The sequence below is a fragment of the Pseudomonas sp. MS646 genome (assembly GCF_036693845.1).
GTDB lineage: Bacteria > Pseudomonadota > Gammaproteobacteria > Pseudomonadales > Pseudomonadaceae > Aquipseudomonas > Aquipseudomonas chlororaphis_E.
Map to the genome: position 1 here is coordinate 2218284 of NZ_CP144763.1, position 24187 is coordinate 2242470.

Sequence of the window (24187 nt, forward strand, 5' to 3'; positions counted from 1 at the left end):
GATCAGCCCACCAGGCCCGCTTGCTGGACCAGGGTCAGCAACGGTTGTGGGTACACGCCCAGGAAGAACGCCAGTACGGCGATAGCCAGCAGCATCACGCCGCCTGCCTTCTGCTCCCAGTGCAGCTCGGCGTCGTGGCGACGCAGGTTCGGTTCCATCAGGTACAGGGTGACCATGACGCGCAGGTAGTAGAACACGCCGATGGCACTGCCCAGCACCAGGGAGCCGACCAGCCACCATTGGTGCGCCTCGACGCCGGTGGCGATGATGTAGAACTTGCCGATGAAGCCGGCGGTCAGCGGAATGCCGGCCAGGGACAGCATCATCACGGTCAGTACGGCGGTCAGGTACGGACGGCGCCAGAACAGGCCACGGTATTCGTACAGGGCGTCGGCGTCGCGGCCGTTGTATGGCGAGGACATCAGGGTGATCACGCCGAACGCGCCGAGGCTGGTGATGACGTAGGTGACCAGGTACACGCCAATGGCTTCCACCGCCAGGCCCTTGCTGGCGATCAACGCGATCAGCAGGTAGCCGAAGTGGGCGATGGACGAGTAACCCAGCAGGCGCTTGAGGTTGCTCTGGGTCAGTGCCAGCAGGTTACCGAACAGGATCGACACGATGGCAATGATCGTCAGCACGTCGTTCAGCACGCCGCTGCTGGCCACCGGGGAGATCTGGAACAGGCGAACCATCACCGCGAACACCGCCACTTTCGACGCGGTGGCCAGGAACGCCGCCACCGGTGCCGGGGCGCCTTCGTAGACGTCCGGGGTCCAGAGGTGGAAGGGCACCAGTGACAGCTTGAACGCCAGGCCGATCAACATCATGCCCAGGCCCAGTTGCGCGATCGGGCTTGGCAGGCCGGTGGCCGCCAGGGCCTGGCCGATACCGACGAAGCTCAGGGTGCCGGCTTCTGCGTAGAGCAGCGCCATGCCGAACAACAGGAACGCGGAACCGGCCGCCGACAGCACCATGTACTTGATGCCGGCTTCCAGGGAGCGCTTGTTGAAGAAGGCGTAGGCCACCAGGCCGTAGACCGGTACCGACAGCAGTTCCAGGCCGATGAACAGGCTGGCCAGGTGCTGCGCGCTGACCAGGACCAGGCCACCGGCGGCGGCCATCAGGATCAGCAGGTACAGTTCTTCGCGGTTGCCCGGGTAACCCGAACCGCCATCGCCGAGGTAGGCGTGGGCGAGGGTGACGCAGGCGAGGGTGGCGACCAGGATCAACGCCATGTACAGGCAGGCGAAGCTGTCGATCTGGATCAGCGGCGTGACCACCAGGGGCGCGACTTTCAGGGCCGGCAGGATCGACAGCAGGGCCAGGTTCAGCCCCGCCACCGACAGCAGGAAGGTCTGTGAGTGATTGCGCCGCCAGGCGATCGCCAGCATCACCACGATGATCGTGGCGCTGGTGATCAACAGCGGCGCAAGCGCGATAAAGTGTTGAATCGTGAATTCCATAGCGCTCTTACCGGGCCGAAGCGAGTTGAGAGAAGGCGGTGCCGAGCCACTGCTGCACGCCATGCATCGTGGCGGCAGAGGTGTCGAGGAACGGTTGCGGGGAAACGCCGAGGTATACCAGCAGCACCGCAAGGCCAAGCACCATGATCAGTTCGCGAGCGTCCATGCCGCGCAGCACTTCATCCGACTTGGCCGGACCGAAGTAGGCGCGGTGGATCATGATCAGCGAGTAGACCGAACCGAACACCAGGCCGGACGTGGCGATGGCCGTGATCCATGGGGCACTGACGAACGAGCCGATCAGGATCAGGAACTCGCCGACGAAGTTGCCGGTACCCGGCAGGCCCAGGGAGGCGGCCGCGAAGAACAGGCTGATGGCCGGCAGGTAGGCGATGCGCGACCAGACGCCGCCCATCTCGCGCATGTCGCGGGTGTGCAGGCGCTCGTACAACTGGCCGCTGAGGATAAACAGCGCCGCCGCCGACAGGCCGTGGGCGAGCATCTGGATCACCGCGCCTTGCAGGGCCAGCTGGCTGCCGGAGTAGATACCGATCAGCACGAAGCCCATGTGCGAGACGCTGGAGAAGGCGATCAGGCGCTTGATGTCGGTCTGGGCGAACGCCAGGAACGCACCGTAGAAAATCCCGATCAGGCCCAGGGTCATGGCGATGGGCGCGAACTCGGCCGAGGCGTTGGGGAACATCGGCAGGGCAAAGCGCAGCAGGCCGTAGGCCGCGGTCTTGAGCAAGATACCGGCCAGGTCCACGGAACCGGCGGTCGGCGCCTGGGCGTGGGCGTCGGGCAGCCAGGAGTGGAATGGCACCACCGGCAGCTTCACCGCGAACGCGATGAAGAAGCCCAGCATCAGCACGTACTCGGTGGTGCGCGACATCTGCACTTTCAACAGGTCGGCGTAGTTGAAGGTGATCACGCCGGTGTTGTTGAAGTTGACCAGCACCAGGCCAAGGATCGCCACCAACATGATCAGGCCGGACGCCTGGGTGAAGATGAAGAACTTGGTCGCCGCGTAGATCCGGGTCTTCTTGCCGTCCGAGGAACTGTGACCCCAGAGCGCGATTAGGAAGTACATCGGCACCAGCATCATTTCCCAGAAGAAGAAGAACATGAACAGGTCCAGCGCCAGGAACACGCCGACGACACCGCCCAGGATCCACATCAGGTTCAGGTGGAAGAAGCCGACGTGACGCTGGATCTCTTTCCAGGAGCAGAGCACCGAGAGGATACCCAGCAGGCCGGTCAGCAGGATCATCAGCAGCGACAGGCCGTCGAGGGCCAGGTGCACGCTGATGCCGAAGCGCGCGATCCACAGGTGCTTGAATTCAAGCGCCCAGGTCGGCTCGGCGCCAGGCGCCGGGGCAAATGTGAAGTCGCCGGTCGCCCACAGCCAGAGGCCGAGCGCGAGTTCCAGGGACATGGTCAGCAGCGCAATCCAGCGCGGGAGCGTGGAGCTGGAGCGCTCCGCGATCCAGCACAACAGGCCGCCGATGAAGGGGATCAGGATTAGCCAGGGCAGAATCATGACGGGCTCGTTTCCTTTCGCAAGTTCGCAAGGTTCATATCAGACCGCTACCAGCACGATGGCGCCGATAACCAGCACGGCGCCAGCCGCCATGGAAGCCGCATACCAACGCAGTTGACCGGTCTCGGTACGGCTCAGGGCGGTGTGGCCGCCCTTGGCCATGCGCGGGATCAGGCCAATGGTCTGGTCGAGCGGGTCTTTGCGCAGAATGTGGCTGATCGCAAGGTATGGCTTGACGAACAGTTTGTCGTAGATCCAGTCGAAGCCCCAGGCGGCGAACCACCAGGCCGAAAGGACACGGCCCAGGCCGCTGTTGGCGATGGCGGTGACGAAACGACGCTTGCCCAGGAACAGCAGGGCGGCCAGCAGGATCCCGGCCAGGGCGATGGCGCCCGAGGCGATTTCCAGGCTGTGCTTGGCTTCGCCGCCGGCATGGCCGACGCTTTGCGGCAGTACGCCGTGCAGTGGCGGGGCGATCATGGCGCCGACGAAGGTCGACAGCACGATCAGCACCGACAATGGCAGCCAGTGGGCAATGCCGTGGCCGGCGTGGGCTTCGGTCTTGGCTTCACCGTGGAACGCGATGAAGATCAGGCGGAAGGTGTACAGCGAGGTCATGAACGCACCCACCAGGCCGGCATAGAGCAGGCCCTGGTTACCGCTGGCGAACGCTTCCCAGAGGATCTCGTCCTTGGAATAGAAACCGGCGGTGACCAGTGGCAGGGCCGCCAGGGCCGCGCCGCCAACGATGAAGCTGGCGTAGGCCAACGGCAGTTTCTTCCACAGGCCACCCATCTTGAAGATGTTCTGCTCGTGGTGGCAGGCAACGATTACCGCACCGGAAGCAAGGAACAGCAGGGCCTTGAAGAAGGCGTGGGTCATCAGGTGGAAGATCGCGCCTTCCCAGGCACCGACGCCCAGGGCCAGGAACATGTAGCCGATCTGGCTCATGGTCGAGTAGGCGAGGATACGCTTGATGTCGGTCTGCACCAGCGCGGCGAAGCCGGCCAGTACCAGGGTTACGCCACCGACGATGCCCACCAGGTGCAGGATGTCTGGCGCCAAGGCGAACAGGCCGTGGGTACGGGCGATCAGGTAGACGCCCGCGGTCACCATGGTTGCGGCGTGGATCAGTGCCGAGACCGGGGTAGGGCCGGCCATTGCATCCGCCAACCAGGTTTGCAGCGGCAGTTGCGCCGATTTACCGACAGCGCCGCCCAGCAGCATCAGGGTCGCCAGGACGATCCAGAAATCGCCGACCTTGAAGTGCTCGGGGGCCTTGACCAGCAGTTCCTGGATATTCAGCGTACCCAGCTGCTGGAACAGGATGAACAGGCCGATGGCCATGAACACGTCGCCGATGCGGGTGACGATGAACGCCTTGAGTGCCGCGTTACCGTTGTTGCGATTGGTGTAGTAGAAACCGATCAGCAGGTACGAGCACAGGCCCACGCCTTCCCAGCCGAAGTACAGGAACAACAGGTTATCGCCGAGCACCAGGAACAGCATGCTGGCGATGAACAGGTTGGTGTAGGCGAAGAAACGCGAGTAGCCGTCTTCACCGCGCATGTACCAGGACGCGAACAGGTGGATCAGGAAACCCACGCCAACCACGACGCCGAGCATGGTGATCGACAGGCCGTCGATGTACAGGGCGAAGTTCGGCGTGAAGCCTTCCACCGCCATCCAGCGCCACAGCACCAGGGTGTAGTGCCCGCCTTCAGGCGGTGCGACGTTGAATTGCCAGATCACGTAGGCAGCGACAATCGCCGACAGGCCGATGGAGCCGACACCGATCAGTGCCGAGAGGTTTTCCGAGAGGCGTCCCCGGGAGAACGACAGCAGCAGGAAACCGATCAGGGGAAATACGAAAGTCAGAAAGATCATGTTCATCCGCGCATCTCACTGGCAGCGTCGATATCGAGCGTGTGGAAGCGGCGATACAGTTGCAACAGGATCGCCAGGCCGATACTGGCCTCGGCGGCTGCCAGGCTGATCACCAGGATGAACATGATCTGTCCATCCGGTTGCGCCCAGCGAGCGCCTGCCACGATGAAGGCCAGGGCAGAGGCGTTCATCATGACCTCCAGGCTCATCAGCACGAACAGGATGTTGCGACGGACCATCAGGCCGACCAGGCCGAGACAGAACAGGATGCCGGCGACTGCCAGGCCATGCTCGAGAGGGATAGCAGGCATGTGATTACTCCTTCGCCTCGTTACGGCCCAAATGGAACGCCGTGACGGCTGCGGCAAGCAGCAGCATCGAGGCGAGTTCGACCACCAGCAGGTATGGGCCGAACAGGCTGATGCCCACGGCCTTTGGACCTACGGTGGTGTGGCCGATGGCCTGGCCGCTCTGGTGGGCGAACAGCACGTACAGCAGTTCCCCCAGCAGCAGGACGGCGAGAATCACCGGTCCTGCCCAGATGCCGGGCTTGAGCCAGGAGCGCTCCTGCTGCACCGAGGCGGGGCCCAGGTTGAGCATCATCACCACGAACACGAACAGCACCATGATGGCGCCGGCGTAGGCGATCACTTCCAGCGCACCGGCAAACGGCGCGCCGAGGGCGAAGAAGGTCATGGCCACGGCGATCAGCGAAATGATCAGGTAGAGCAGGGCATGGATGGGGTTGGTGTTGGTGACCACACGAAGCGTGGACACCACCGCGATACCCGATGCGAAATAGAAAGCGAATTCCATCTTTCTTCCTTAAGGCAGCAAGCTCTTCACGTTGATCGGTTCGGCTTCGTTCTGCGCGGCGCCTTTGGGCTTACCGGCAATGGCCATACCTGCAACACGATAGAAGTTGTAATCAGGGTTTTTACCGGGACCGGAAATCAGCAAGTCTTCTTTCTCGTACACCAGGTCCTGACGTTTGAACTCGGCCATTTCGAAATCCGGCGTGAGCTGGATCGCGGTGGTCGGGCACGCTTCCTCGCAGAGGCCGCAGAAAATGCAGCGCGAGAAGTTGATGCGGAAGAAGTCCGGGTACCAGCGACCGTCTTCGGTTTCAGCTTTCTGCAACGAGATGCAACCGACCGGGCAGGCCACGGCGCACAGGTTGCACGCCACGCAACGCTCTTCGCCGTCGGGATCACGGGTCAGGACGATGCGGCCGCGATAACGCGGAGCCAGGTAGACCGGCTCTTCGGGGTATTGCAGGGTGTCGCGCTTGCGAAAGCCATGGCCGAAGATCATGACCAGGCTTCGCAGTTGGGTACCGGTACCCTTAACGATGTCGCCAATATATTTGAACATGGGTCAAATCCTCACTGAACCGCGGCCGCAGGCGCGTTCATTAAAACGATCGCAGCGGTCACCAGCATGTTGATCAGGGTCAGCGGCAGGCAGAATTTCCAGCTGAAGTCCATCACCTGGTCGTAGCGTGGGCGCGGGATCGAGGCGCGCAGCAGGACGAACAGCATGATGAAGAACGCGGTCTTCAAGGCGAACCAGACGAAGGACAATTGCGGCAGGATGCCGAACGGACCGTGCCAGCCACCGAAGAACAGCGTGACCAGCAGCGCCGAGATCAGGATGATGCCGATGTACTCGCCGACGAAGAACATGCCCCATTTCATGCCGGCATATTCAATGTGGTAACCGTCGGCCAGTTCCTGTTCCGCTTCTGGCTGGTCGAAGGGGTGACGGTGAGTCACGGCCACGCCGGCGATGAAGAAGGTACAGAAGCCGAAGAACTGCGGAATGATGAACCACAGGTTCTGCGCCTGGTACTCGACGATGTCACGCATGTTGAACGAGCCGGCCTGGATCACGATGCCCATGAGCGCCAGGCCCATGAACACTTCGTAGGACACGGTCTGGGCCGAGGCCCGCAGGCTGCCCAGCAGGGCGAACTTGTTGTTGCTCGACCAGCCGGCGAACAGCACCGCGTACACCGACAGGCCGGCCATGGCGAAGAAGAACAGCAGGCCGATGTTCAGGTCCGCCACGCCCCAGGTCGGGGTGATCGGGATGATCGCGAAGGCGATCAGCAAGGCGCTCATGGCCACGACCGGTGCCAGGGTGAAGATCACCTTGTCGGCAAACGGCGGGGTCCAGTCTTCCTTGAAGAACATTTTCACCATGTCGGCGGCGATCTGGAACATGCCGAACGGGCCGACGCGGTTCGGACCGTAGCGGTCCTGCCACCAGCCCAGCAGGCGACGTTCGACGAAGCTCAACAGTGCACCTGCGACCACCACGGCCAGCAGGATCACGATGGCCTTGAGGACCGTCAGGATCACGTCGATCACTTCAGGGGTGAACCAGCTCATTGCGCTGCCTCCTGCAGACCGTCGACGGTTTTGCCGAATATCGCCGGTGGGATGCCGGCCAGGCCGGCGGGCAGCGCCACCAGGCCGGCGCCCAGTGCTTCATTGATACGCAGCGGCAGACGCAGGGTCTGGCCCGCCACGTTCAGGCTCAGCAGGGCCCCGTCGTTGACGCCCAGGCGATCGGCTTCGGACTTGGCCAGCGCCACGTAGGCGGCCGGGATGCGCTCCTGCACCGGTGCGGCCTTGGAAGAGTTCTCTTCGCTGCCGAACAGGTGATGGAACGGCACGACCTGCCAGGTCCCTGGTGCCGGGTTGAAGGCGCGCGGCACGCTGGCGAACCAGCTGAGGCCATCGCCCTGGCTTTCGATCAGGCGCTTGCCCGGGTCACCGGCACGCAGGTGACCGCCGACCTCGTCCTGGAACTTGTTCCAGGCTTGCGGCGAGTTCCAGCCCGGCGACCAGGCGAACGGCACTTGCGAGCGCGGTTCGGCGGAGCCCGAGTAACCTTCCATGGAGAAGGCGAATGGGGTGTCCTGGTCTTGCGGGGTACGCGGTTCGTGCACGCTGATGTTGGCGCGCATGGCCGTGCGGCCGGAGTAACGCAGCGGTTCACGGGCCAGCTTCATGCCCTTGATGCGGAACGCGGCGGACGGCGCGGCGTCGACGATGGCGGCCAGTTGCGGGCTGCTCGACGCGCAGGCGGCGGTGACGTGGTCCAGTTGGGTCCAGTCGATCGGCTGGTTCAGCAGGGTGGCGCGCAGGGCATGCAGCCAGCGCCAGCCTTCGTGGACCAGGATGCTGGCGTCCAGGTATTGCGGGTCGAAGACCTGGAAGAAGCGCTGGGCACGACCTTCCTGGCTGACCAGGGTGCCGTCGCCTTCGGCAAAGCTCGCCGCCGGCAACACCAGGTGGGCGCGGTCGGTGGTGGCGGTCTTCTGGTGGTCGGCGACGATCACTGTTTTCGCGGCGTTCAGGGCGGCGTCCACATGGGCCTTGTCGGTCCGGGTGTAGAGGTCGTTTTCCAGCACCACGATGGCGTCGGCGTTGCCGTCGATCACCGCTTGCAGGGCTGCATCCACCGACTCGCCACCGAGCATGGCCAGGCCAAGGCTGTTGGCTTCCGGCACGACCAGGCTGATGGAGCCGTTCTTCTCGCGCAGCTTCAAGGCCTTGGCGATGTTGGCGGCGGCTTCGATCAACGCCTTGGAACCCAAGGACGTGCCGGCAATGATCAACGGACGCTTGGCGGCCAGCAGGGCGTCGGCGATGCGCTGTACCAGTGCGGCGGCTTCGCTGTCGAGGCCTTCGACGGCCGGTGCAGTGGCGTCCAGGGCGTGAGCGACGGCAAAGCCGATGCGGGCCAGGTCGTCAGGCGCGGCATGCACGCATTCTTCGGCGACGTCGTCGAGCTTGGTTTCGGCGAGGCTGGCGATGAACAGCGGGTTCAGCGCGTGCTGACCGATGTTCTTCACGGCGGCGTCGAGCCAAGGCTGCACACGCATGGCGTCGGCCATGTCCTCGGCCTTGCCCTTGACCGACTGGCGCAGGGCCAGGGCCATGCGCGCGGCGGTCTGGGTCAGGTCTTCGCCAAGGACGAATACGGCGTCGTGGTCTTCGATGTCGCGCATCGTCGGCACGGGCAGCGGGCTGTCCTTGAGCACTTGCAGCACCAGGCGGATGCGCTCCAGCTCGGTGGCTTCGATACCGCTGTAGAAATGTTCGGCACCGACCAGTTCACGCAACGCGTAGTTGCTTTCCAGGCTGGCCCGTGGCGAACCGATGCCGACGATGTTGCGGCCGCGCAGCAGGTCGGCGGCCTTGTCCAGTGCTTCGTCCAGGCTCAGCTTGGTGCCGCCCGCCAGCAGCGGTTGGCGCGGACGGTCGGTGCGGTTGACGTAGCCGTAGCCGAAACGGCCGCGGTCACAGAGGAAGTACTGGTTCACCGAACCGTTGTAGCGGTTCTCGATGCGACGCAGTTCGCCGTAGCGCTCGCCCGGGGAGATGTTGCAACCGCTGGAGCAGCCGTGGCAGATGCTCGGCGAGAACTGCATGTCCCACTTGCGGTTGTAGCGCTCGGAGTGGGTCTTGTCGGTGAACACGCCGGTCGGGCAGACCTCGGTGAGGTTGCCGGAGAACTCGCTTTCTAGGGTGCCGTCTTCAACGCGTCCGAAGTACACGTTGTCGTGGGCGCCGAACACGCCCAGGTCGGTACCGCCGGCGTAGTCCTTGTAGAAACGCACGCAGCGGTAGCAGGCGATGCAGCGGTTCATCTCGTGGGAAATGAACGGGCCCAGTTGCTGGTTCTGGTGGGTGCGTTTCTTGAAGCGATAACGGCGCTCGTTGTGGCCGGTCATCACGGTCATGTCTTGCAGGTGGCAGTGACCGCCTTCCTCACAGACCGGGCAGTCGTGCGGGTGGTTGGTCATCAGCCATTCGACGACGCTGGCGCGAAACGCCTTGGATTCTTCATCGTCGATGGAGATCCAGGTGTTGTCGGTGGCGGGGGTCATGCAGGACATGACGATCCGACCACGGGTGTCGTTCTCGTCGGTGTATTGCTTGACTGCGCACTGGCGACAGGCGCCGACGCTGCCAAGGGCGGGGTGCCAGCAGAAATAAGGAATGTCGAGGCCCAGCGACAGACATGCCTGTAACAGGTTGTCTGCCCCGTCGACTTCGAGCGCTTTGCCGTCTACGTGGATAGTGGCCATGGTTCAAAGTTCTTCGTTGGCCCGGTGTCAGCGGGCGTGGCTAATGGAATCTTGTCGTTCGTCCGAATCCAAACAGCCTCGGTGAAAAGGCGTCATCGGACGAAAGGCGAAGGGCACGGACCCTTCGCCTGGTAAAGCGTCGTTACGCGCCGACCATGGTCGGCGTGACCACCTGATTGAGGTCACCGGCGCGGGTTGGCGCGATGCCTGCCTCGAATTCAGGGCGGAAGTATTTGATTGCGCTGCCCAACGGCTCCACGGCACCCGGTGCGTGAGCACAGAAGGTCTTGCCTGGGCCGAGGAAACCCACCAGGCCCAGCAGGGTCTCGATGTCGCCAGGCTGGCCTTGGCCGTTCTCGATGGCCATCAGCAGCTTGACGCTCCACGGCAGGCCGTCACGGCAAGGGGTGCAGAAGCCGCAGGATTCACGGGCAAAGAACTGCTCCATGTTGCGCAGCAGCGACACCATGTTGACGCTGTTGTCCACGGCCATGGCCAGGCCGGTACCCATCCGGGTGCCCACCTTGGCGATGCCGCCGGCGTACATTTGTGCGTCCAGGTGTTCCGGCAACAGGAAGCCGGTACCGGCGCCGCCTGGCTGCCAGCACTTGAGCGTGTAACCGTCGCGCATGCCGCCGGCGTAGTCCTCGAACAGCTCGCGCGCGGTGACGCCGAATGGCAGTTCCCACAGGCCCGGGTTCTTGACTCGGCCGGAGAAGCCCATGAGCTTGGTGCCCATGTCTTCGCTGCCGTCGCGGGCCAGGGATTTGTACCAGTCCACGCCGTCGGCAATGATTGCCGGCACGTTGCACAGCGTCTCGACGTTGTTCACGCAGGTCGGCTTGCCCCACACGCCCACGGCGGCAGGGAAGGGCGGCTTGGAGCGTGGGTTGGCGCGGCGGCCTTCCAGGGAGTTGATCAGCGCGGTTTCTTCACCGCAGATGTAGCGCCCGGCACCGGTGTGGACGAACAGCTCGAAATCGAAGCCGCTGCCCAGGATGTTCTTGCCCAGCAGGCCCGCGGCCTTGGCTTCTTCCACGGCACGGTTGAGGTGCCTGGCGGCGGTGGTGTATTCGCCACGCAGGAAGATGTAGCCGCGGTAGGTCTTCAGCGCGCGGGCACTGATCAACATGCCTTCGATCAGCAGATGGGGCAGTTGCTCCATCAGCATGCGGTCTTTCCAGGTGTTGGGTTCCATCTCGTCCGCGTTGCACAACAGGTAGCGGATATTGATGGATTCGTCCTTGGGCATCAGGCCCCACTTCACGCCCGTGGGGAAGCCCGCACCACCGCGGCCCTTGAGGCCGGAGTCCTTCACGGTCTGGACAATGTCGTCCGCGGCCATGTCGGCGAACGCCTTGCGCGCGGCGGCATAGCCGTTCTTGGCCTGGTACTCGTCCAGCCACACGGCTTCGCCGTCGTCGCGCAGGCGCCAGGTCAGGGGATGGGTTTCGGCCGAACGCTGGATGCGGTTGGCGGGCCCGAAGGAAGTCAGGGTCATACGTAGCCCTCCAGCAGTTTGGCGACGCCTTCAGGCTTGACGTCACCGAACGTGTCGTCGTCGATCATCAGCGCCGGTGCCTTGTCGCAGTTGCCCAGGCAGCACACCGGCAACAGCGTGAAGCGGCCGTCGGCGGTGGTCTGGCCCAGGCCGATGCCCAGCTTGCCCTGGATCTCGCTGACCACGGACTCGTGGCCGCCGATGTAGCAGACCATGCTGTCGCAGACGCGAATGATGTGGCGGCCCACCGGCTGGCGGAAGATCTGGCTGTAGAAGGTGGCGACGCCCTCGACATCGCTGGCCGGGATGCCGAGGATCTCGCCGATGGCGTAGAGCGCGCCGTCAGGCACCCAGCCACGTTCCTTCTGGACGATCTTCAAGGCTTCGATCGACGCCGCGCGCGGGTCTTCGTAGTGATGCAGCTCGTGCTCGATGGCCGAGCGCTCGGTTTCGCTGAGGGCGAAACGGTCTGTCTGGATAAGCGTGCTGTTCATGCTTAGCGGTCCACGTCGGCCATAACGAAGTCGATACTACCCAGGTACGCGATCAAGTCCGCGACCATGCTGCCTTTGATCACCGAAGGGATCTGCTGCAGGTGCGGGTAGCTTGGGGTGCGAATCCGGGTACGGTAGCTCATGGTGCCGCCGTCGCTCGTCAGGTAATAACTGTTGATGCCCTTGGTCGCTTCGATCATCTGGAAGGACTCGTTGGCCGGCATGACCGGGCCCCACGAAACCTGCAGGAAGTGCGTGATCAAGGTCTCGATATGCTGCAGCGTGCGCTCCTTGGGCGGCGGCGTGGTCAGCGGGTGATCCGCCTTGTACGGGCCTTCCGGCATGTTGCGCAGGCACTGGTCGATGATCTTGACGCTCTGGCGCATTTCCTCGACGCGAACCATGCAGCGGTCGTAGGCGTCACCGTTGGCGGCCAGCGGGACTTCGAATTCGAAGTTCTCGTAGCCGGAGTAAGGGCGTGCCTTGCGCAGGTCGAAGTCGCAACCGGTGGAACGCAGGCCGGCACCGGTGACGCCCCATTCCAGGGCTTCCTTGGTGTTGTACGCGGCGACCCCGATGGTCCGGCCCTTGAGGATGCTGTTCTGCAGGGCAGCCTTGGTGTATTCGTCCAGGCGCTTGGGCATCCATTCGACGAAGTCCTTGACCAGCTTCTCCCAGCCGCGCGGCAGGTCGTGGGCGACGCCACCGATGCGGTACCAAGCCGGGTGCAGGCGGAAACCGGTGATGGCTTCGATCACCGTGTAAGCCTTCTGGCGGTCGGTGAAGGTGAAGAACACCGGGGTCATGGCGCCGACGTCCTGGATGTAGGTGCCCAGGAACAGCAGGTGGCTGGTGATACGGAAGAACTCGGCCATCATGATGCGGATGACGTCGACCTTCTCCGGTACCTTGATCCCGGCCAGCTTCTCGACCGAGAGCACGTACGGCAGGTTGTTCATCACCCCGCCGAGATAATCGATGCGGTCGGTGTACGGGATGTAGCTGTGCCAGGACTGGCGCTCGGCCATTTTCTCGGCGCCACGGTGGTGGTAGCCGATGTCCGGGACGCAGTCGACGATTTCTTCGCCGTCCAGTTGCAGGATGATGCGGAACGCACCGTGGGCCGAAGGGTGGTTCGGACCCAGGTTGAGGAACATGTAGTCCTCGTTGGCGCCCGAACGCTTCATGCCCCAGTCTTCAGGCTTGAAGCGCGCGGCTTCTTCCTCGAGCTGTTGTTTGGCCAGCGACAGGCTGAAGGGGTCGAACTCGGTGGCCCGGGCCGGGAAGTCCTTGCGCAGCGGGTGACCTTCCCAGGTCGGCGGCATCATGATGCGCGACAGGTGCGGGTGGCCGGGGAAGTCGATCCCGTACATGTCCCACACTTCACGCTCGTACCAGTTGGCGTTCGGCCAGATACCGGTCACGGTCGGCACGCTGAGGTCGCTCTCGGACAAGGCGACCTTGATCATTACGTCACTATTACGCTCGATCGACAGCAGGTGGTAGAACACGGTGAAGTCGACGCCGTCGGGCAGGCCCTGGCGCTTGGTGCGCAGACGCTCGTCCACGCCGTGCAGGTCATAGAGCATGACGTACGGCTTGGGCAGGTTGCGCAGGAAGGTCAGGACTTCGATGAGTCGGGCGCGGGCAACCCACAGCACCGGCATGCCGGTGCGGGTCGACTGGACGGTGAACGCGTCGGCGCCAAAACGGTTGTTCAGTTCGACGACCACATCCTGGTCGTCTGCCTTGTAAGGCGGGATGTACAGAGCACTGCCTGTAGTCATGGTTATTTATCGCTTTCGGTCAACGTAAAGAATGAAGCCAGGTTCTCGTTTCTACTGTGAGGAACAGAGCTGGATCAGACTTCGTCGGGGCTGCGCAGGTTGGTGACTGCGATACGCTGTTCGCGACGCTGTTCCTTTTGCGACGGCATCTCGGCGCGATAAACGCCTTGATCACCAACGACCCAGGACAGTGGGCGACGCTCCTGGCCAATCGACTCCTGCAACAGCATCAAGCCTTGCAGGAAAGCTTCAGGGCGAGGCGGGCAGCCAGGCACGTAGACGTCCACGGGCAGGAACTTGTCCACCCCTTGAACGACGGAATAGATGTCGTACATGCCACCGGAGTTGGCGCACGAACCCATGGAGATCACCCACTTGGGTTCGAGCATCTGCTCATAGAGACGCTGGATGATCGGCGCCATCTTGATGAAGCAGGTTCCGGCGATAACCATGAAGTCCGCCTGGCGCGGCGAGGCCCGGATCACTTCGGCGCCGAAGCGCGCGATGTCGTGGGGCGCCGTGAAGGCGGTGGTCATTTCCACGTAGCAGCACGAAAGGCCGAAGTTGTACGGCCACAGGGAGTTCTTGCGACCCCAGTTGACCGTGCTGTTCAGCACGTCTTCGAGCTTGCCCATGAAGATGTTCTTGTGGACTTGATCTTCTAACGGATCGGCGACGGTTTCCCGTTTGCCAATCGGATACTGCTCGTTAGGAGCATCGGGGTCGATCCTGGTGAGATTGTATTGCATTGCCAAAGCCTCATTGTTTCAGCTTCGCTTGCCGCTTGCGCCGAGCTTCCGGAGCCCAATCAAGTGCCCCCACCCGGTAAAGGTAGACAAGACCTGCCAACAGAATTGCTATGAAAACGAGTGCTTCGACGAATCCGGTCCAGCCGCTTTCGCGGACGGACACAGACCATGCAAAGAGAAAGAGGGCTTCGATATCGAAGATCACGAAGAGCATCGCGACCAGATAGAATTTGGCTGAGAGCCGCAAGCGGGCGCCACCGGTAGGTAGCATGCCGGACTCGAACGGTTCGTTTTTGCTGCGGCCCCAGGCTTTTGACCCGAGCAGGCTCGACACGCCGAGCATGAAGGCACACAGGCCGACGACGCCCAGAAGGAAAATGGCAAAGCCCCAGTTGTGGGCCATGAGTCCTGTCGCTTCGGGCATGCTGGAAATCCTTAACAGAGGGCAAGGGCCTCTGAGCTTGAAAAGAAATAACGCAGTGACGATATGTCGCAGCAATCAATCGCGGTGATTTTATGGCTAAACACCGGGCAAGTAAAATTCCTATAGCGAAATTATTTATTGGAATAAGGACATAGCGCACCTCCAAGGCCCCGCGGCCCCGGTGGGATGGGCATTGGCCGTTGATTCTTCAATAATATTTCGCGTTGGTTGTAACAAAGAGATGTTCGCCTAAATGATAATTGTTATTGTTTGTGCGGGCGTTTCATCAAGTAAGCCCGCGCAGTAGCTGAGTACTTTTCTTACAGGGTAGTGACTGCAATTGTCAGCGCCGGCCGTTTTACTCTTTTTCAGACTGCCCGATACTGCGTTCGATCAATTTTTCTGAAGGTTCTTTCGTTTCTGATGGGAGCGGGCTTGCTCGCGAAAGCGGTGTGTCAGTTGTGCATTCATTGCCTGGCGCGTCGCCTTCACGAGCAAGCCCGCTCCCACAAGGGCGCTTCGCCCCTTGAAGCGTAGGCGAAAAAAAGCCCCGAACCGGTCGGGGCGTCAGATATAGGCCTTGCGGTTAGTTTTTACTCGGTCCGCAAGGGCCGTTCAGGCGGATCAGTGGAACTGTTCTTCTTCGGTCGAACCGGTCAGCGCGGTCACCGACGAGGTGCCGCCCTGGATCACGGTGGTCATGTCGTCGAAGTAGCCAGTGCCCACTTCCTGCTGGTGGGCCACGAAGGTGTAGCCTTTGGCAGCGTCAGCGAATTCCTGCTCTTGCAGCTTCACGTAGGCGGTCATGTCGTTGCGGGCGTAGTCGTGCGCCAGGTTGAACATGCTGTGCCACATGTTGTGAATGCCGGCCAGGGTGATGAACTGGTGCTTGTAGCCCATGGCGGACAGTTCGCGCTGGAACTTGGCGATGGTCGCGTCGTCCAGGTTTTTCTTCCAGTTGAAGGAAGGCGAGCAGTTGTACGACAGGATCTGGTCCGGGTATTCCTTCTTGATCGCTTCGGCGAAACGACGGGCTTCGTCCAGGTCCGGCTTGGCGGTTTCGCACCAGATCAGGTCGGCGTACGGCGCGTAGGCCAGGCCGCGGGCGATGGCCTGGTCGAGGCCGGCGCGGACCTTGTAGAAGCCTTCCTGAGTGCGGGTGCCGGTCACGAACGGCTGGTCGTACGGGTCGCAGTCGGAGGTCAGCAGGTCAGCGGCGTTGGCGTCGGTACGGGCCAGGATGATGGTCGGTACACCGGCAACGTCGGCGGCCAGGCGGGCAGCGGTCAGCTTCTGCACGGCTTCCTGGGTCGGAACCAGTACCTTGCCGCCCATGTGGCCGCATTTCTTCACCGAGGCCAACTGATCTTCGAAGTGCACGCCGGCGGCGCCTGCCTCGATCATGCTCTTCATCAGTTCGTAGGCGTTCAGGACGCCGCCGAAACCGGCTTCGGCGTCAGCCACGATCGGTGCGAAGTAGTCGATGTAGCCTTCATCGCCCGGGTTCTTGCCAGCTTTCCACTGGATCTGGTCGGCGCGACGGAACGAGTTGTTGATGCGCTTGACCACGGTTGGCACCGAGTCCACCGGGTACAGCGACTGATCAGGGTACATCGACTCGGCGGAGTTGTTGTCCGCGGCCACTTGCCAGCCCGACAGGTAGATCGCCTGGATGCCGGCCTTGACTTGCTGAACGGCCTGGCCGCCGGTCAGGGCGCCCATGCAGTTGACGAAATCTTTCTCGGGACGGAAGGATGGCTTGGCGCCCTGGGTGACCAGGTTCCACAGCTTCTCGGCGCCCATCTTTGCAAAGGTGTGCTCAGGTTGAACCGAGCCACGCAGGCGGACGACGTCAGCAGCGGAATAATTGCGCTTCACGCCTTTCCAGCGCGGGTTTTCAGCCCAGTCTTTTTCAAGGGCTGCAATTTGCTGTTCGCGTGTCAGTGCCATGGAGATAAACCTCGTCGCGTCGTGTAGAAAAAATCGGTCTGGGTCAAATGTCCTGCGTGCCTACGGCGCCAGTCATTGGCGAAGGAGGCTGCTCGCTGGCCAGGGGGCCGGGCGGACAAGTCGGTTCAGGCGGGGCGGCGACGGGATGAACGATGGGCTCGAGGGGAAAGTGAGCAGGTAGGGGCGAACTGCGGGCGCATGCGGGCGTCGTGGGCCTTTATACGAACTCAGAGTGATGCCGGGTTACCTAGTTACGCTTCCGTCCCTCGGGACAACTTCGTTCCAGTCGCAACCTCGTCAAACACACCTTGTGGGCGGTACAGACACGAATCGGCTCGCAGGGTGGTTGCAAGCGTCGACCCGAAGGCCCTTGCCAGGGCCCCTGATTAGCGGGAGCGAGGCCATCATGCCTTCGGTTTTTTGGCTCGTCAAACGTTTTGTAGTGCTTTTTTTTGAGCACTACATCTTTGGTCTAATACGACTCATCAGTCAGTTTTTGGTGCTTCAGTTCAGGGTGTCGACCTTGACCCGCAAAATCATGTCATCGCGGCCCTGGGTCGAGTAGCTGCGGGTCAGCCCCTGTTTATCGGCCTGGGTCTGGCGATTCACTCCGGCCAGGGTGATCCATTCGCCCAGGCGTCCGCTGACGGTTGTGTCGGTACTTTGCACGTTCACTACATCGGGACGTTCTTGGCTCATGCGGTCACGGTTGGTACTGATGCTCAGGTGAACGGTTTCGCCGGTGACGCTAGCGGTGACGTAGAAACCCTGGGTGACGTTGCGGTATTCGGTCTGGCTCTGCACGCGACCGTAGTTGTCGCTCTGGCTGCTGGTGAACGGCACGCTCTGGCCCACCTGGATCAGGGCCGGCTGGCCTTCGCTGGCCTGCACCTGCTGCACGCCGCCGTCGCGGCTCGCGGTGCTGCGGTTGATGATGCGGGTCTGGCTGGGGGCGGCGCCGTTGATGGAATAGCCCTGGTCACCCTGCAGATTGTTCTCGTTGGTGTCGACCGTGATCAGCAGGCGCTTGGGGGCGGTGTCCAGTTGTGCCAGGAACTGGCGCAGTTCTTCGATCTTGCCGGGCTCGCCATTGACGATCAGTTGATTGCCATAGGCGCTGACCTGGCCGTCCTTGCCCATGAAATTCTGCGCCACCGGCAGCAAGTCGGCGCTGGTTCGGTAATTCAATGGGACGATTTGCGTGTCGGCCATCACAGACAGGCTGCACCCCAGTAGCAGGGTGGTCAGGAGGGTGCGTAGGGACATTCCATTTCTCCGCGGGACAAAGGCTTGATATTGCCAGTTTGTCGGCCCAGCGTGGTGCAAGTTGAATGATAGGCAGCAAAACGCCCCGGCATTGGAGGATGGCGGGGCGTTTTCTTGGACAGGCGTCTGGTAGAGCGATAGGCGGCGAACCGCCCATCTGATGAGATTGTCTCAGAAAGTCTGCCGCGCCTCAGCTGACAATGACTCGTATTAGGCTTGACTGGTTGTCATGCATGCCGTCTCCCCTGTCGTTCATTCTCAAGAAAATGTCTCCGATCTTCTGTTCACCTCGCTCCTCCGAATGCCAAGCGGGCAGCGGTGTCCCGTTTTCTCCCCATTTATAGATGAGCTGGCCATATCTGGCGCCTGGCCCGCTGTAGGGATAAGACGTGTCGCCGACGATGGAAATAAGTTTTTCCGATACGCCTGCTGGGCCGCAATCTCCTGAAATCGAGGCAACCGTAGTGGTGAGCGCCGGGGCTCCCCAGTTGTTTTTTCGTGAGACGGCCGGTGCATCGAGCGCCATGAATATCGGTTCACTGGAATTTCCCAAGTGAACGATCTTGTCCCAGTTCTGATGTCTGGTGATGCCGCACCTGACCCAGCCGCTGTCCGGGATTACTGTAACGAATACGAGTTCTCCACTGGGTCTGAATGTGCCGACGTAAACCTGCATGGCGCCGTAGCATCGGGTAAGCCGCTCGTCAGGTATGTTCATTCTCAGAAAAAGTTCACCTTGCTCGCTCAGTGTGCTTGCATAGTGTTCGTTATAAATCGGCAAGGCCTTTCCGTTCTCCCCAAACTTATAGAGCAATTGTCCAACATAGGCTCCCGGCCCATTGAAAGGGAAGTTATTGTCACCGCTGGCTATAGGATAATTGGTGTCGCCAGCTGCTTTGCAGTAAAGATTATGGCCGTATTCCCATGTGTCGGCAGGCAGGGGGATCGGCACCGGGAAAGCAACACTTGAAGATACAAATGACACCAGCCAGTCCCTGCTTACGGATACGCTGGCACGTTGCGGAGTCCGCGTATTTGCGTCGACTGTGAGTATGACCCCCGTGCGGTCGTGGCGTGTGGTGTCAGGTGTTCTATTCCATATGAAGCCATACTCTTTTATATCGTTGTATACATTCAAGGCGACACCTACAACATCTCCTGTAATAGGTATTGCACTTCCGCCCCCGGAGGGAGGGGTGTAAGCGCCGCTTTGTATAAGTCCAAGTATTTTATTCGCAAACGGGACAATCTCGTTTAAATAGCCAGTCACTTGGTGGGCGATCTTGTCAATGTCTGGGGGGGAGGGGGCGACATAAATATATCGATTGTTTGACCAACCATTACCATCGTTGGCGACCAGCCCGAACCTGGTCTGCGGCAGATCATCGGAGAGGATAATGTACCATCGTCCATACTGGTCAGCATAACCGCTGCCCCATATCTTGTTTCCGACATATGACTCGTAGATGTCAATTTTCGAATTTGGAGCAGCGGTTCCGGATACCATCGGACGCCGCGATACCTGAGTGTCCTCGCCGGGCCTGTCGATGTTCAGGGCGGTGTTTTGCCCTGGGGATGGATTGCCCAAGTTCGATACATTGACATATCGATTGTTCGACCATTGTTTGCCATCACTGGCAATCAGACCAAACCTGGTCTCTGGCAGATCCTCGGGAAGATCGATGCTCCAATATCCATATGGGTCGGTATTGCCACTGCCCCATATCTTGTTGCCGACATTAGCCTCATATATATCTATCTTTGAATTGGGTTCGGCGAATCCGGCTACCGTGGGGCGTCGTGGTACCTGATCATCCTCGTGAGGGTACCAGATGAGCAGAGAAAAAGACGGCGTCGGAGAGAGAACACCCGCCGTTACAGTGACATATCGATTGTTTGACCATTGTTTACCATCATTGGCAACCAGCCCAAACCTGACGTCTGGTAGATCTTCGGAAAGTGTAATGCTCCAAGATCCATATTTGTCGGCATGGCCGCTACCCCATATCTTGTTTCCGACATTAGACTCATAAATATCTATTTTTGAATCGGGTTCGGAGATTCCGGATATCGTGGGGCGTCGTATTACTCGGGCATCCTCTTCGGGGGTGTTAATGAGAAAGTCCCAATCCCGTACTTGGACATAACGATTATTCGACCATTCACCATTTTCCGAGACTACTAGCCCAAACCTCCCCAGCGGCAGGTCTTCGCTGGGTACAAGGGTCCAGTTGCCACTGGCATCTGCATAAGTGCTACCCCATATCTTATTACCGACATTGGACTCGTAGAGCGTGATGGCAGCGTTTGGGCTGCTGGTGCCTGTCACTTTGGGTCTGCGGGCGACTGCAATCTCATCATAAAGGGGATTTAGAATCATAGCTGTCATTTCACTTCTCCATTCGGCATAAACATAAACTGAAGGATTGGAAAAGCTAAACTCACATACTGTTCTGGGTGCCCATGTGTGCAACGCGTAGGCAGCAGACCTAACTTCATCGTCTTTTCCAAGTTTCAGTTCGATGCTAGGGGCTGACGATTCAAGCGGCTACTGTCAGAAATGGCAGTATTGACCAACGGTGATCCGTTTATCGGGAGGGTGCTTAAGGAAGGTTTCTGGTATTAGGTGTTATGCAAAAAAGCGGCCATCTCACGATGGCCGCTTTTTTGCCGATCCATTTATTTGGGCAACCTGCATGCAAGCCCATGGCTTTCTTGCTGGTGCTCGATCAATCGTGGGGCGCAGCGCTCAGGCGCTACCGCGCACCATATCCACATGAGGGATCCCGGCTTCCAGGAACTCCTCGCTGACCACGGCGAAGCCCAGTCGCTCATAGAACGGCGTGGCGTGCACCTGGGCGCTGAGTTTCTGTTGCTTGAGGCCACGCTTCTCGGCTTCCGCGATCACCGCGTGCATCAGGGCGTCGCCGACCTTCAGGCCGCGCCAGTCCTTGAGCACCGAGACGCGCCCGACATGGCCGTCGGTCAGCAGGCGCGCGGTGCCGATGGGGAAATCGCCTTCGAAGGCGAGGAAGTGCACGGCGCCCTGGTCGTCGGCATCCCATTCCAGCTCGGGTGGGACGGATTGCTCGGCAATGAACACCGCTTCACGAATGCGCCGGATCTCGGCGTTATCCTTTTGCCAGTCTGCGACACGAACGTGAATTTTATTCATCGGCGAACCCCAGGCTGCCTTGTTTGACCAGCTCGCAGATCAGGCCGCGGCCGTCTTCATCGGCCAGCCAGGGGCCGAGGTTCTCGATGTGCAGGGCGTCGGCGGCGCAGATCATCTTCAGCAGATCGCGCAGCTTGCCCGGCAGGTAGCGGCTCTGGCCGCTGGCGAACAGCAGCAGGTCGTCGTCGACTTCCGACCAGGCCAGGCGCGCGCTCGGATTGCGGATGATCACCGCGCCTTGTTCCAGGCCGGCCAAAAGGTCGTCTTCTTCCAGTTCCGGGCCAACCACCAGTTCCGGGTAGCGTGGCTCGGTCATGAACTGGCCGAACCAGGTCAGCAGCAGGCGTTCGTCGCTCATGTGTTCGGCCAGCAGGCCCTTGAGGCGGTCGAGGGCGTCGTGCTGGATCTGGTGTGGATCGCTTGCCGGGCGCGCATCGGCGTCGGTGTAGCGTTCTTCGTCCGGCAGGAACTGGCTGAGGAAGTCGGTGAAGTGGGTCAGCACTTCGGCCGCGCTCGGTGCGCGAAAGCCCACGGAGTAAGTCATGCAGTCATCCACGGCCACCCCGCAATGGGCCAGGCGTGGCGGCAGGTAGAGCATGTCGCCGGGTTCCAGGACCCATTCGTCGGTGGCCTCGAAGTCGGCGAGGATGCGCAAGTCGGCGTGGGGCAGCAGCGGGCTGTCGGAGTCGCACATCTGGCCGATCTTCCAGTTGCGCTTGCCATGGCCTTGCAGCAGGAATACGTCGTAGTTGTCGAAATGCGGGCCGACGCTGCCACCAGGGGCAGCGAAGCTGATCATCACGTCATCGATGCGCCAGCTTGGCAGGAAGCGAAAGTGCTCCAGCAGTTCGCTGACTTCCGGGACGAACTGGTCGACGGCTTGCACCAGCAGGGTCCAGTCTCGCGCCGGCAGTTGGCTGAATTCGTCTTCGGCGAACGGGCCGCGACGCAGCTCCCAGGGGCGCTCGCCGTGCTCGAGCACCAGGCGCGATTCGACTTCTTCTTCCAGGGCCAGGCCGGCCAGTTCGTCGGCATCGATCGGGCTTTCGAAGTCAGCAATGGCCTGGCGGATCAGCAGGGGCTTTTTCTGCCAGTAGTCGCGCAAGAACTCCCGTGCCGTGATGCCGCCCAGGAGTTGCAGAGGAATATCAGGATTCATGTGTAACCTATTGAAAAAATATACTTTTCATACGCGAATAAAAACGCCCGGCGCGGCCGGGCGTCTCAAGGGTGCAGCGGTGCGTCAGATGCGCTTGGCTTGTGCCGCGGCGTTGCCGATGTAGCTGGCCGGGGTCAGCTTCTTCAGTTCGGTCTTGGCGTCGGCGGGCATGTCCAGGCCATCGATGAAAGTCTGCAACGCTTCAGGGCTGATGCCTTTGCCGCGGGTCAGTTCTTTCAGTTTTTCGTAGGGGTTTTCGATGTTGTAGCGGCGCATGACCGTCTGGATCGGCTCGGCCAGGACTTCCCAGCAGGCGTCCAGGTCGGCGGCGATCTTCTGCTCATTGAGTTCCAGCTTGCCGATGCCCTTGAGGCTGGCTTCGTAGGCGATGACGCTGTGGGCAAAGCCCACGCCCAGGTTGCGCAGCACGGTGGAGTCGGTCAGGTCGCGCTGCCAGCGGGAGATTGGCAGCTTGCTCGCCAGGTGCTGGAACAGTGCGTTGGCGATGCCCAGGTTGCCTTCGGAGTTTTCGAAGTCGATCGGGTTGACCTTGTGCGGCATGGTCGAGGAACCGATTTCGCCGGCAATGGTGCGTTGCTTGAAGTAACCCAGGGAGATGTAGCCCCAGATGTCACGGTCGAAGTCGATCAGGATGGTGTTGAAGCGCGCGATCGCATCGAACAGCTCGGCAATGTAGTCATGCGGCTCGATCTGGGTGGTGTACGGGTTGAAGCTCAGGCCCAGTTCGTCTTCGATGAAGGCGCGGGCGTTGGCTTCCCAGTCGATGTCCGGGTAGGCCGACAGGTGGGCGTTGTAGTTGCCCACGGCGCCATTGATCTTGCCCAGCAGCGGCACGGCGGCCACTTGAGCGATCTGGCGCTCCAGGCGGTACACCACGTTCGCCAGTTCCTTGCCCAGGGTGGTCGGCGATGCCGGTTGACCGTGGGTGCGGGACAGCATCGGGACGTCGGCAAAGCGGATGGCCAGCTCGCGGATCGCCTGGGCGACCTGACGCATCAGCGGCAGCATCACCTCGTCACGGCCTTCGCGCAGCATCAGGGCGTGGGACAGGTTGTTGATGTCCTCGCTGGTGCAGGCGAAGTGGATGAACTCGCTCACGTTGGCCAGTTCCGGCAGCTTGGCCGCCTGCTCCTTGAGCAGGTACTCGATGGCCTTGACGTCGTGGTTGGTGGTGCGTTCGATCTCTTTGACGCGCTCGGCATGCTCCAGCGCAAAGTTGTCCGCCAGGGTGTTCAACACCGCGTTGGCTTCGGCGGAAAACGCCGGGACTTCGCCGATGGCGGGGTGGGCGGCCAGGCGCTGGAGCCAGCGCACTTCAACCAGGACGCGGGCACGGATCAGGCCGTACTCGCTGAAAATCGGGCGCAGGGCCTGGGTTTTGCCGGCGTAGCGGCCGTCTACAGGGGAAACCGCAGTGAGCGAAGAGAGCTGCATGGGGTGTTCTCGGACAGTCGGGCAACGAAATGGGGCGCGTATCATACATGAAAACAATCGCCGATCCGTCGCCAACTGACCGGCGTGTTACGCGTAACGAAATAAAACTGTTTATTACCTGTGGCGAGGGGATTTATCCCCGCTGGGCTGCGCAGCAGCCCTAAAAGCAGCGAACTCAATCTTCTTGGCGCACCGAGTTACCTGGTTTGGGACCGCTTCGCAGCCCAACG

General features: G+C 61.2%; 19 protein-coding genes. All 19 read right to left on the reverse strand.

Features of this window, described 5'->3' with window-relative positions; all coding sequences use genetic code 11:
* Positions 1–2: 2 nt before the first annotated feature.
* The 19 genes from nuoN to purB all read right to left on the reverse strand — a co-directional run bounded on the left by nuoN (position 3) and on the right by purB (position 23957).
* On the reverse strand, positions 3–1466 hold the full coding sequence (gene nuoN / locus V3H56_RS09860) for an NADH-quinone oxidoreductase subunit NuoN (protein ID WP_042732422.1): 1464 nt from the start codon (positions 1464–1466) through the stop codon (positions 3–5).
* 7 nt (positions 1467–1473) lie between these two features.
* Positions 1474–3006, reverse strand: a complete 1533-nt coding sequence (gene nuoM / locus V3H56_RS09865; RefSeq protein WP_042732421.1) for an NADH-quinone oxidoreductase subunit M — start codon at positions 3004–3006, stop codon at positions 1474–1476.
* A gap of 39 nt (positions 3007–3045) precedes the next feature.
* The gene (gene nuoL, locus V3H56_RS09870) at positions 3046–4899 is read right to left on the reverse strand and encodes an NADH-quinone oxidoreductase subunit L (RefSeq protein WP_047737220.1); all 1854 of its coding nucleotides are present in this window, start codon (positions 4897–4899) and stop codon (positions 3046–3048) included.
* Positions 4896–5204, reverse strand: coding sequence for an NADH-quinone oxidoreductase subunit NuoK (gene nuoK, locus V3H56_RS09875; RefSeq protein ID WP_003180046.1), 309 nt, complete (start codon positions 5202–5204; stop codon positions 4896–4898). The genes nuoL and nuoK overlap by 4 nt, the downstream gene beginning before the upstream one ends.
* Positions 5205–5208: 4 nt before the next feature.
* Entirely contained in the window at positions 5209–5709 is a 501-nt protein-coding gene (gene nuoJ, locus V3H56_RS09880) for an NADH-quinone oxidoreductase subunit J (protein WP_042729789.1), read from the reverse strand.
* Between the two features lie 9 nt (positions 5710–5718).
* The gene (gene nuoI, locus V3H56_RS09885) at positions 5719–6267 is read right to left on the reverse strand and encodes an NADH-quinone oxidoreductase subunit NuoI (protein WP_003180051.1); all 549 of its coding nucleotides are present in this window, start codon (positions 6265–6267) and stop codon (positions 5719–5721) included.
* An 11-nt stretch (positions 6268–6278) separates the two neighbouring features.
* A complete protein-coding gene (gene nuoH / locus V3H56_RS09890) occupies positions 6279–7286 on the reverse strand; it encodes an NADH-quinone oxidoreductase subunit NuoH (RefSeq protein ID WP_042729788.1) in 1008 nt (335 codons plus the stop codon).
* Complete coding sequence (gene nuoG / locus V3H56_RS09895; RefSeq protein WP_338474532.1) at positions 7283–9997, reverse strand: NADH-quinone oxidoreductase subunit NuoG; 2715 nt, start codon at positions 9995–9997, stop codon at positions 7283–7285. Before nuoG ends, nuoH begins: the two co-directional genes overlap by 4 nt.
* 142 nt (positions 9998–10139) lie before the next feature.
* On the reverse strand, positions 10140–11498 hold the full coding sequence (nuoF, locus tag V3H56_RS09900; protein ID WP_042729786.1) for an NADH-quinone oxidoreductase subunit NuoF: 1359 nt from the start codon (positions 11496–11498) through the stop codon (positions 10140–10142).
* Positions 11495–11992, reverse strand: a complete 498-nt coding sequence (gene nuoE / locus V3H56_RS09905) for an NADH-quinone oxidoreductase subunit NuoE (RefSeq protein ID WP_042729785.1) — start codon at positions 11990–11992, stop codon at positions 11495–11497. The genes nuoF and nuoE overlap by 4 nt, the downstream gene beginning before the upstream one ends.
* 2 nt (positions 11993–11994) lie before the next feature.
* On the reverse strand, positions 11995–13779 hold the full coding sequence (nuoC, locus tag V3H56_RS09910; protein WP_042729784.1) for an NADH-quinone oxidoreductase subunit C/D: 1785 nt from the start codon (positions 13777–13779) through the stop codon (positions 11995–11997).
* A gap of 74 nt (positions 13780–13853) precedes the next feature.
* Positions 13854–14528 (reverse strand): NADH-quinone oxidoreductase subunit B, encoded by a 675-nt coding sequence (locus tag V3H56_RS09915; RefSeq protein ID WP_030141322.1) that lies wholly within the window; start codon positions 14526–14528, stop codon positions 13854–13856.
* A 10-nt stretch (positions 14529–14538) separates the two neighbouring features.
* Positions 14539–14952, reverse strand: coding sequence for an NADH-quinone oxidoreductase subunit A (locus tag V3H56_RS09920; RefSeq protein ID WP_030141323.1), 414 nt, complete (start codon positions 14950–14952; stop codon positions 14539–14541).
* A gap of 624 nt (positions 14953–15576) precedes the next feature.
* Entirely contained in the window at positions 15577–16902 is a 1326-nt protein-coding gene (gene aceA, locus V3H56_RS09925; protein ID WP_041021072.1) for an isocitrate lyase, read from the reverse strand.
* Positions 16903–17406: 504 nt separating this feature from the next.
* A complete protein-coding gene (locus V3H56_RS09930; protein ID WP_042729783.1) occupies positions 17407–18168 on the reverse strand; it encodes a secretin N-terminal domain-containing protein in 762 nt (253 codons plus the stop codon).
* 190 nt (positions 18169–18358) lie between these two features.
* Complete coding sequence (locus V3H56_RS09935) at positions 18359–20557, reverse strand: hypothetical protein (RefSeq protein ID WP_212803624.1); 2199 nt, start codon at positions 20555–20557, stop codon at positions 18359–18361.
* Between the two features lie 360 nt (positions 20558–20917).
* Positions 20918–21343: a GNAT family N-acetyltransferase gene (locus tag V3H56_RS09940; RefSeq protein ID WP_042729781.1), complete on the reverse strand. Its 426-nt coding sequence runs from the start codon at positions 21341–21343 to the stop codon at positions 20918–20920.
* Positions 21336–22502: a cupin domain-containing protein gene (locus V3H56_RS09945; RefSeq protein ID WP_338474533.1), complete on the reverse strand. Its 1167-nt coding sequence runs from the start codon at positions 22500–22502 to the stop codon at positions 21336–21338. The genes V3H56_RS09940 and V3H56_RS09945 overlap by 8 nt, the downstream gene beginning before the upstream one ends.
* Positions 22503–22586: 84 nt before the next feature.
* Positions 22587–23957: an adenylosuccinate lyase gene (gene purB / locus V3H56_RS09950; RefSeq protein WP_042729779.1), complete on the reverse strand. Its 1371-nt coding sequence runs from the start codon at positions 23955–23957 to the stop codon at positions 22587–22589.
* Between the last annotated feature and the right edge of the window lie 230 nt (positions 23958–24187).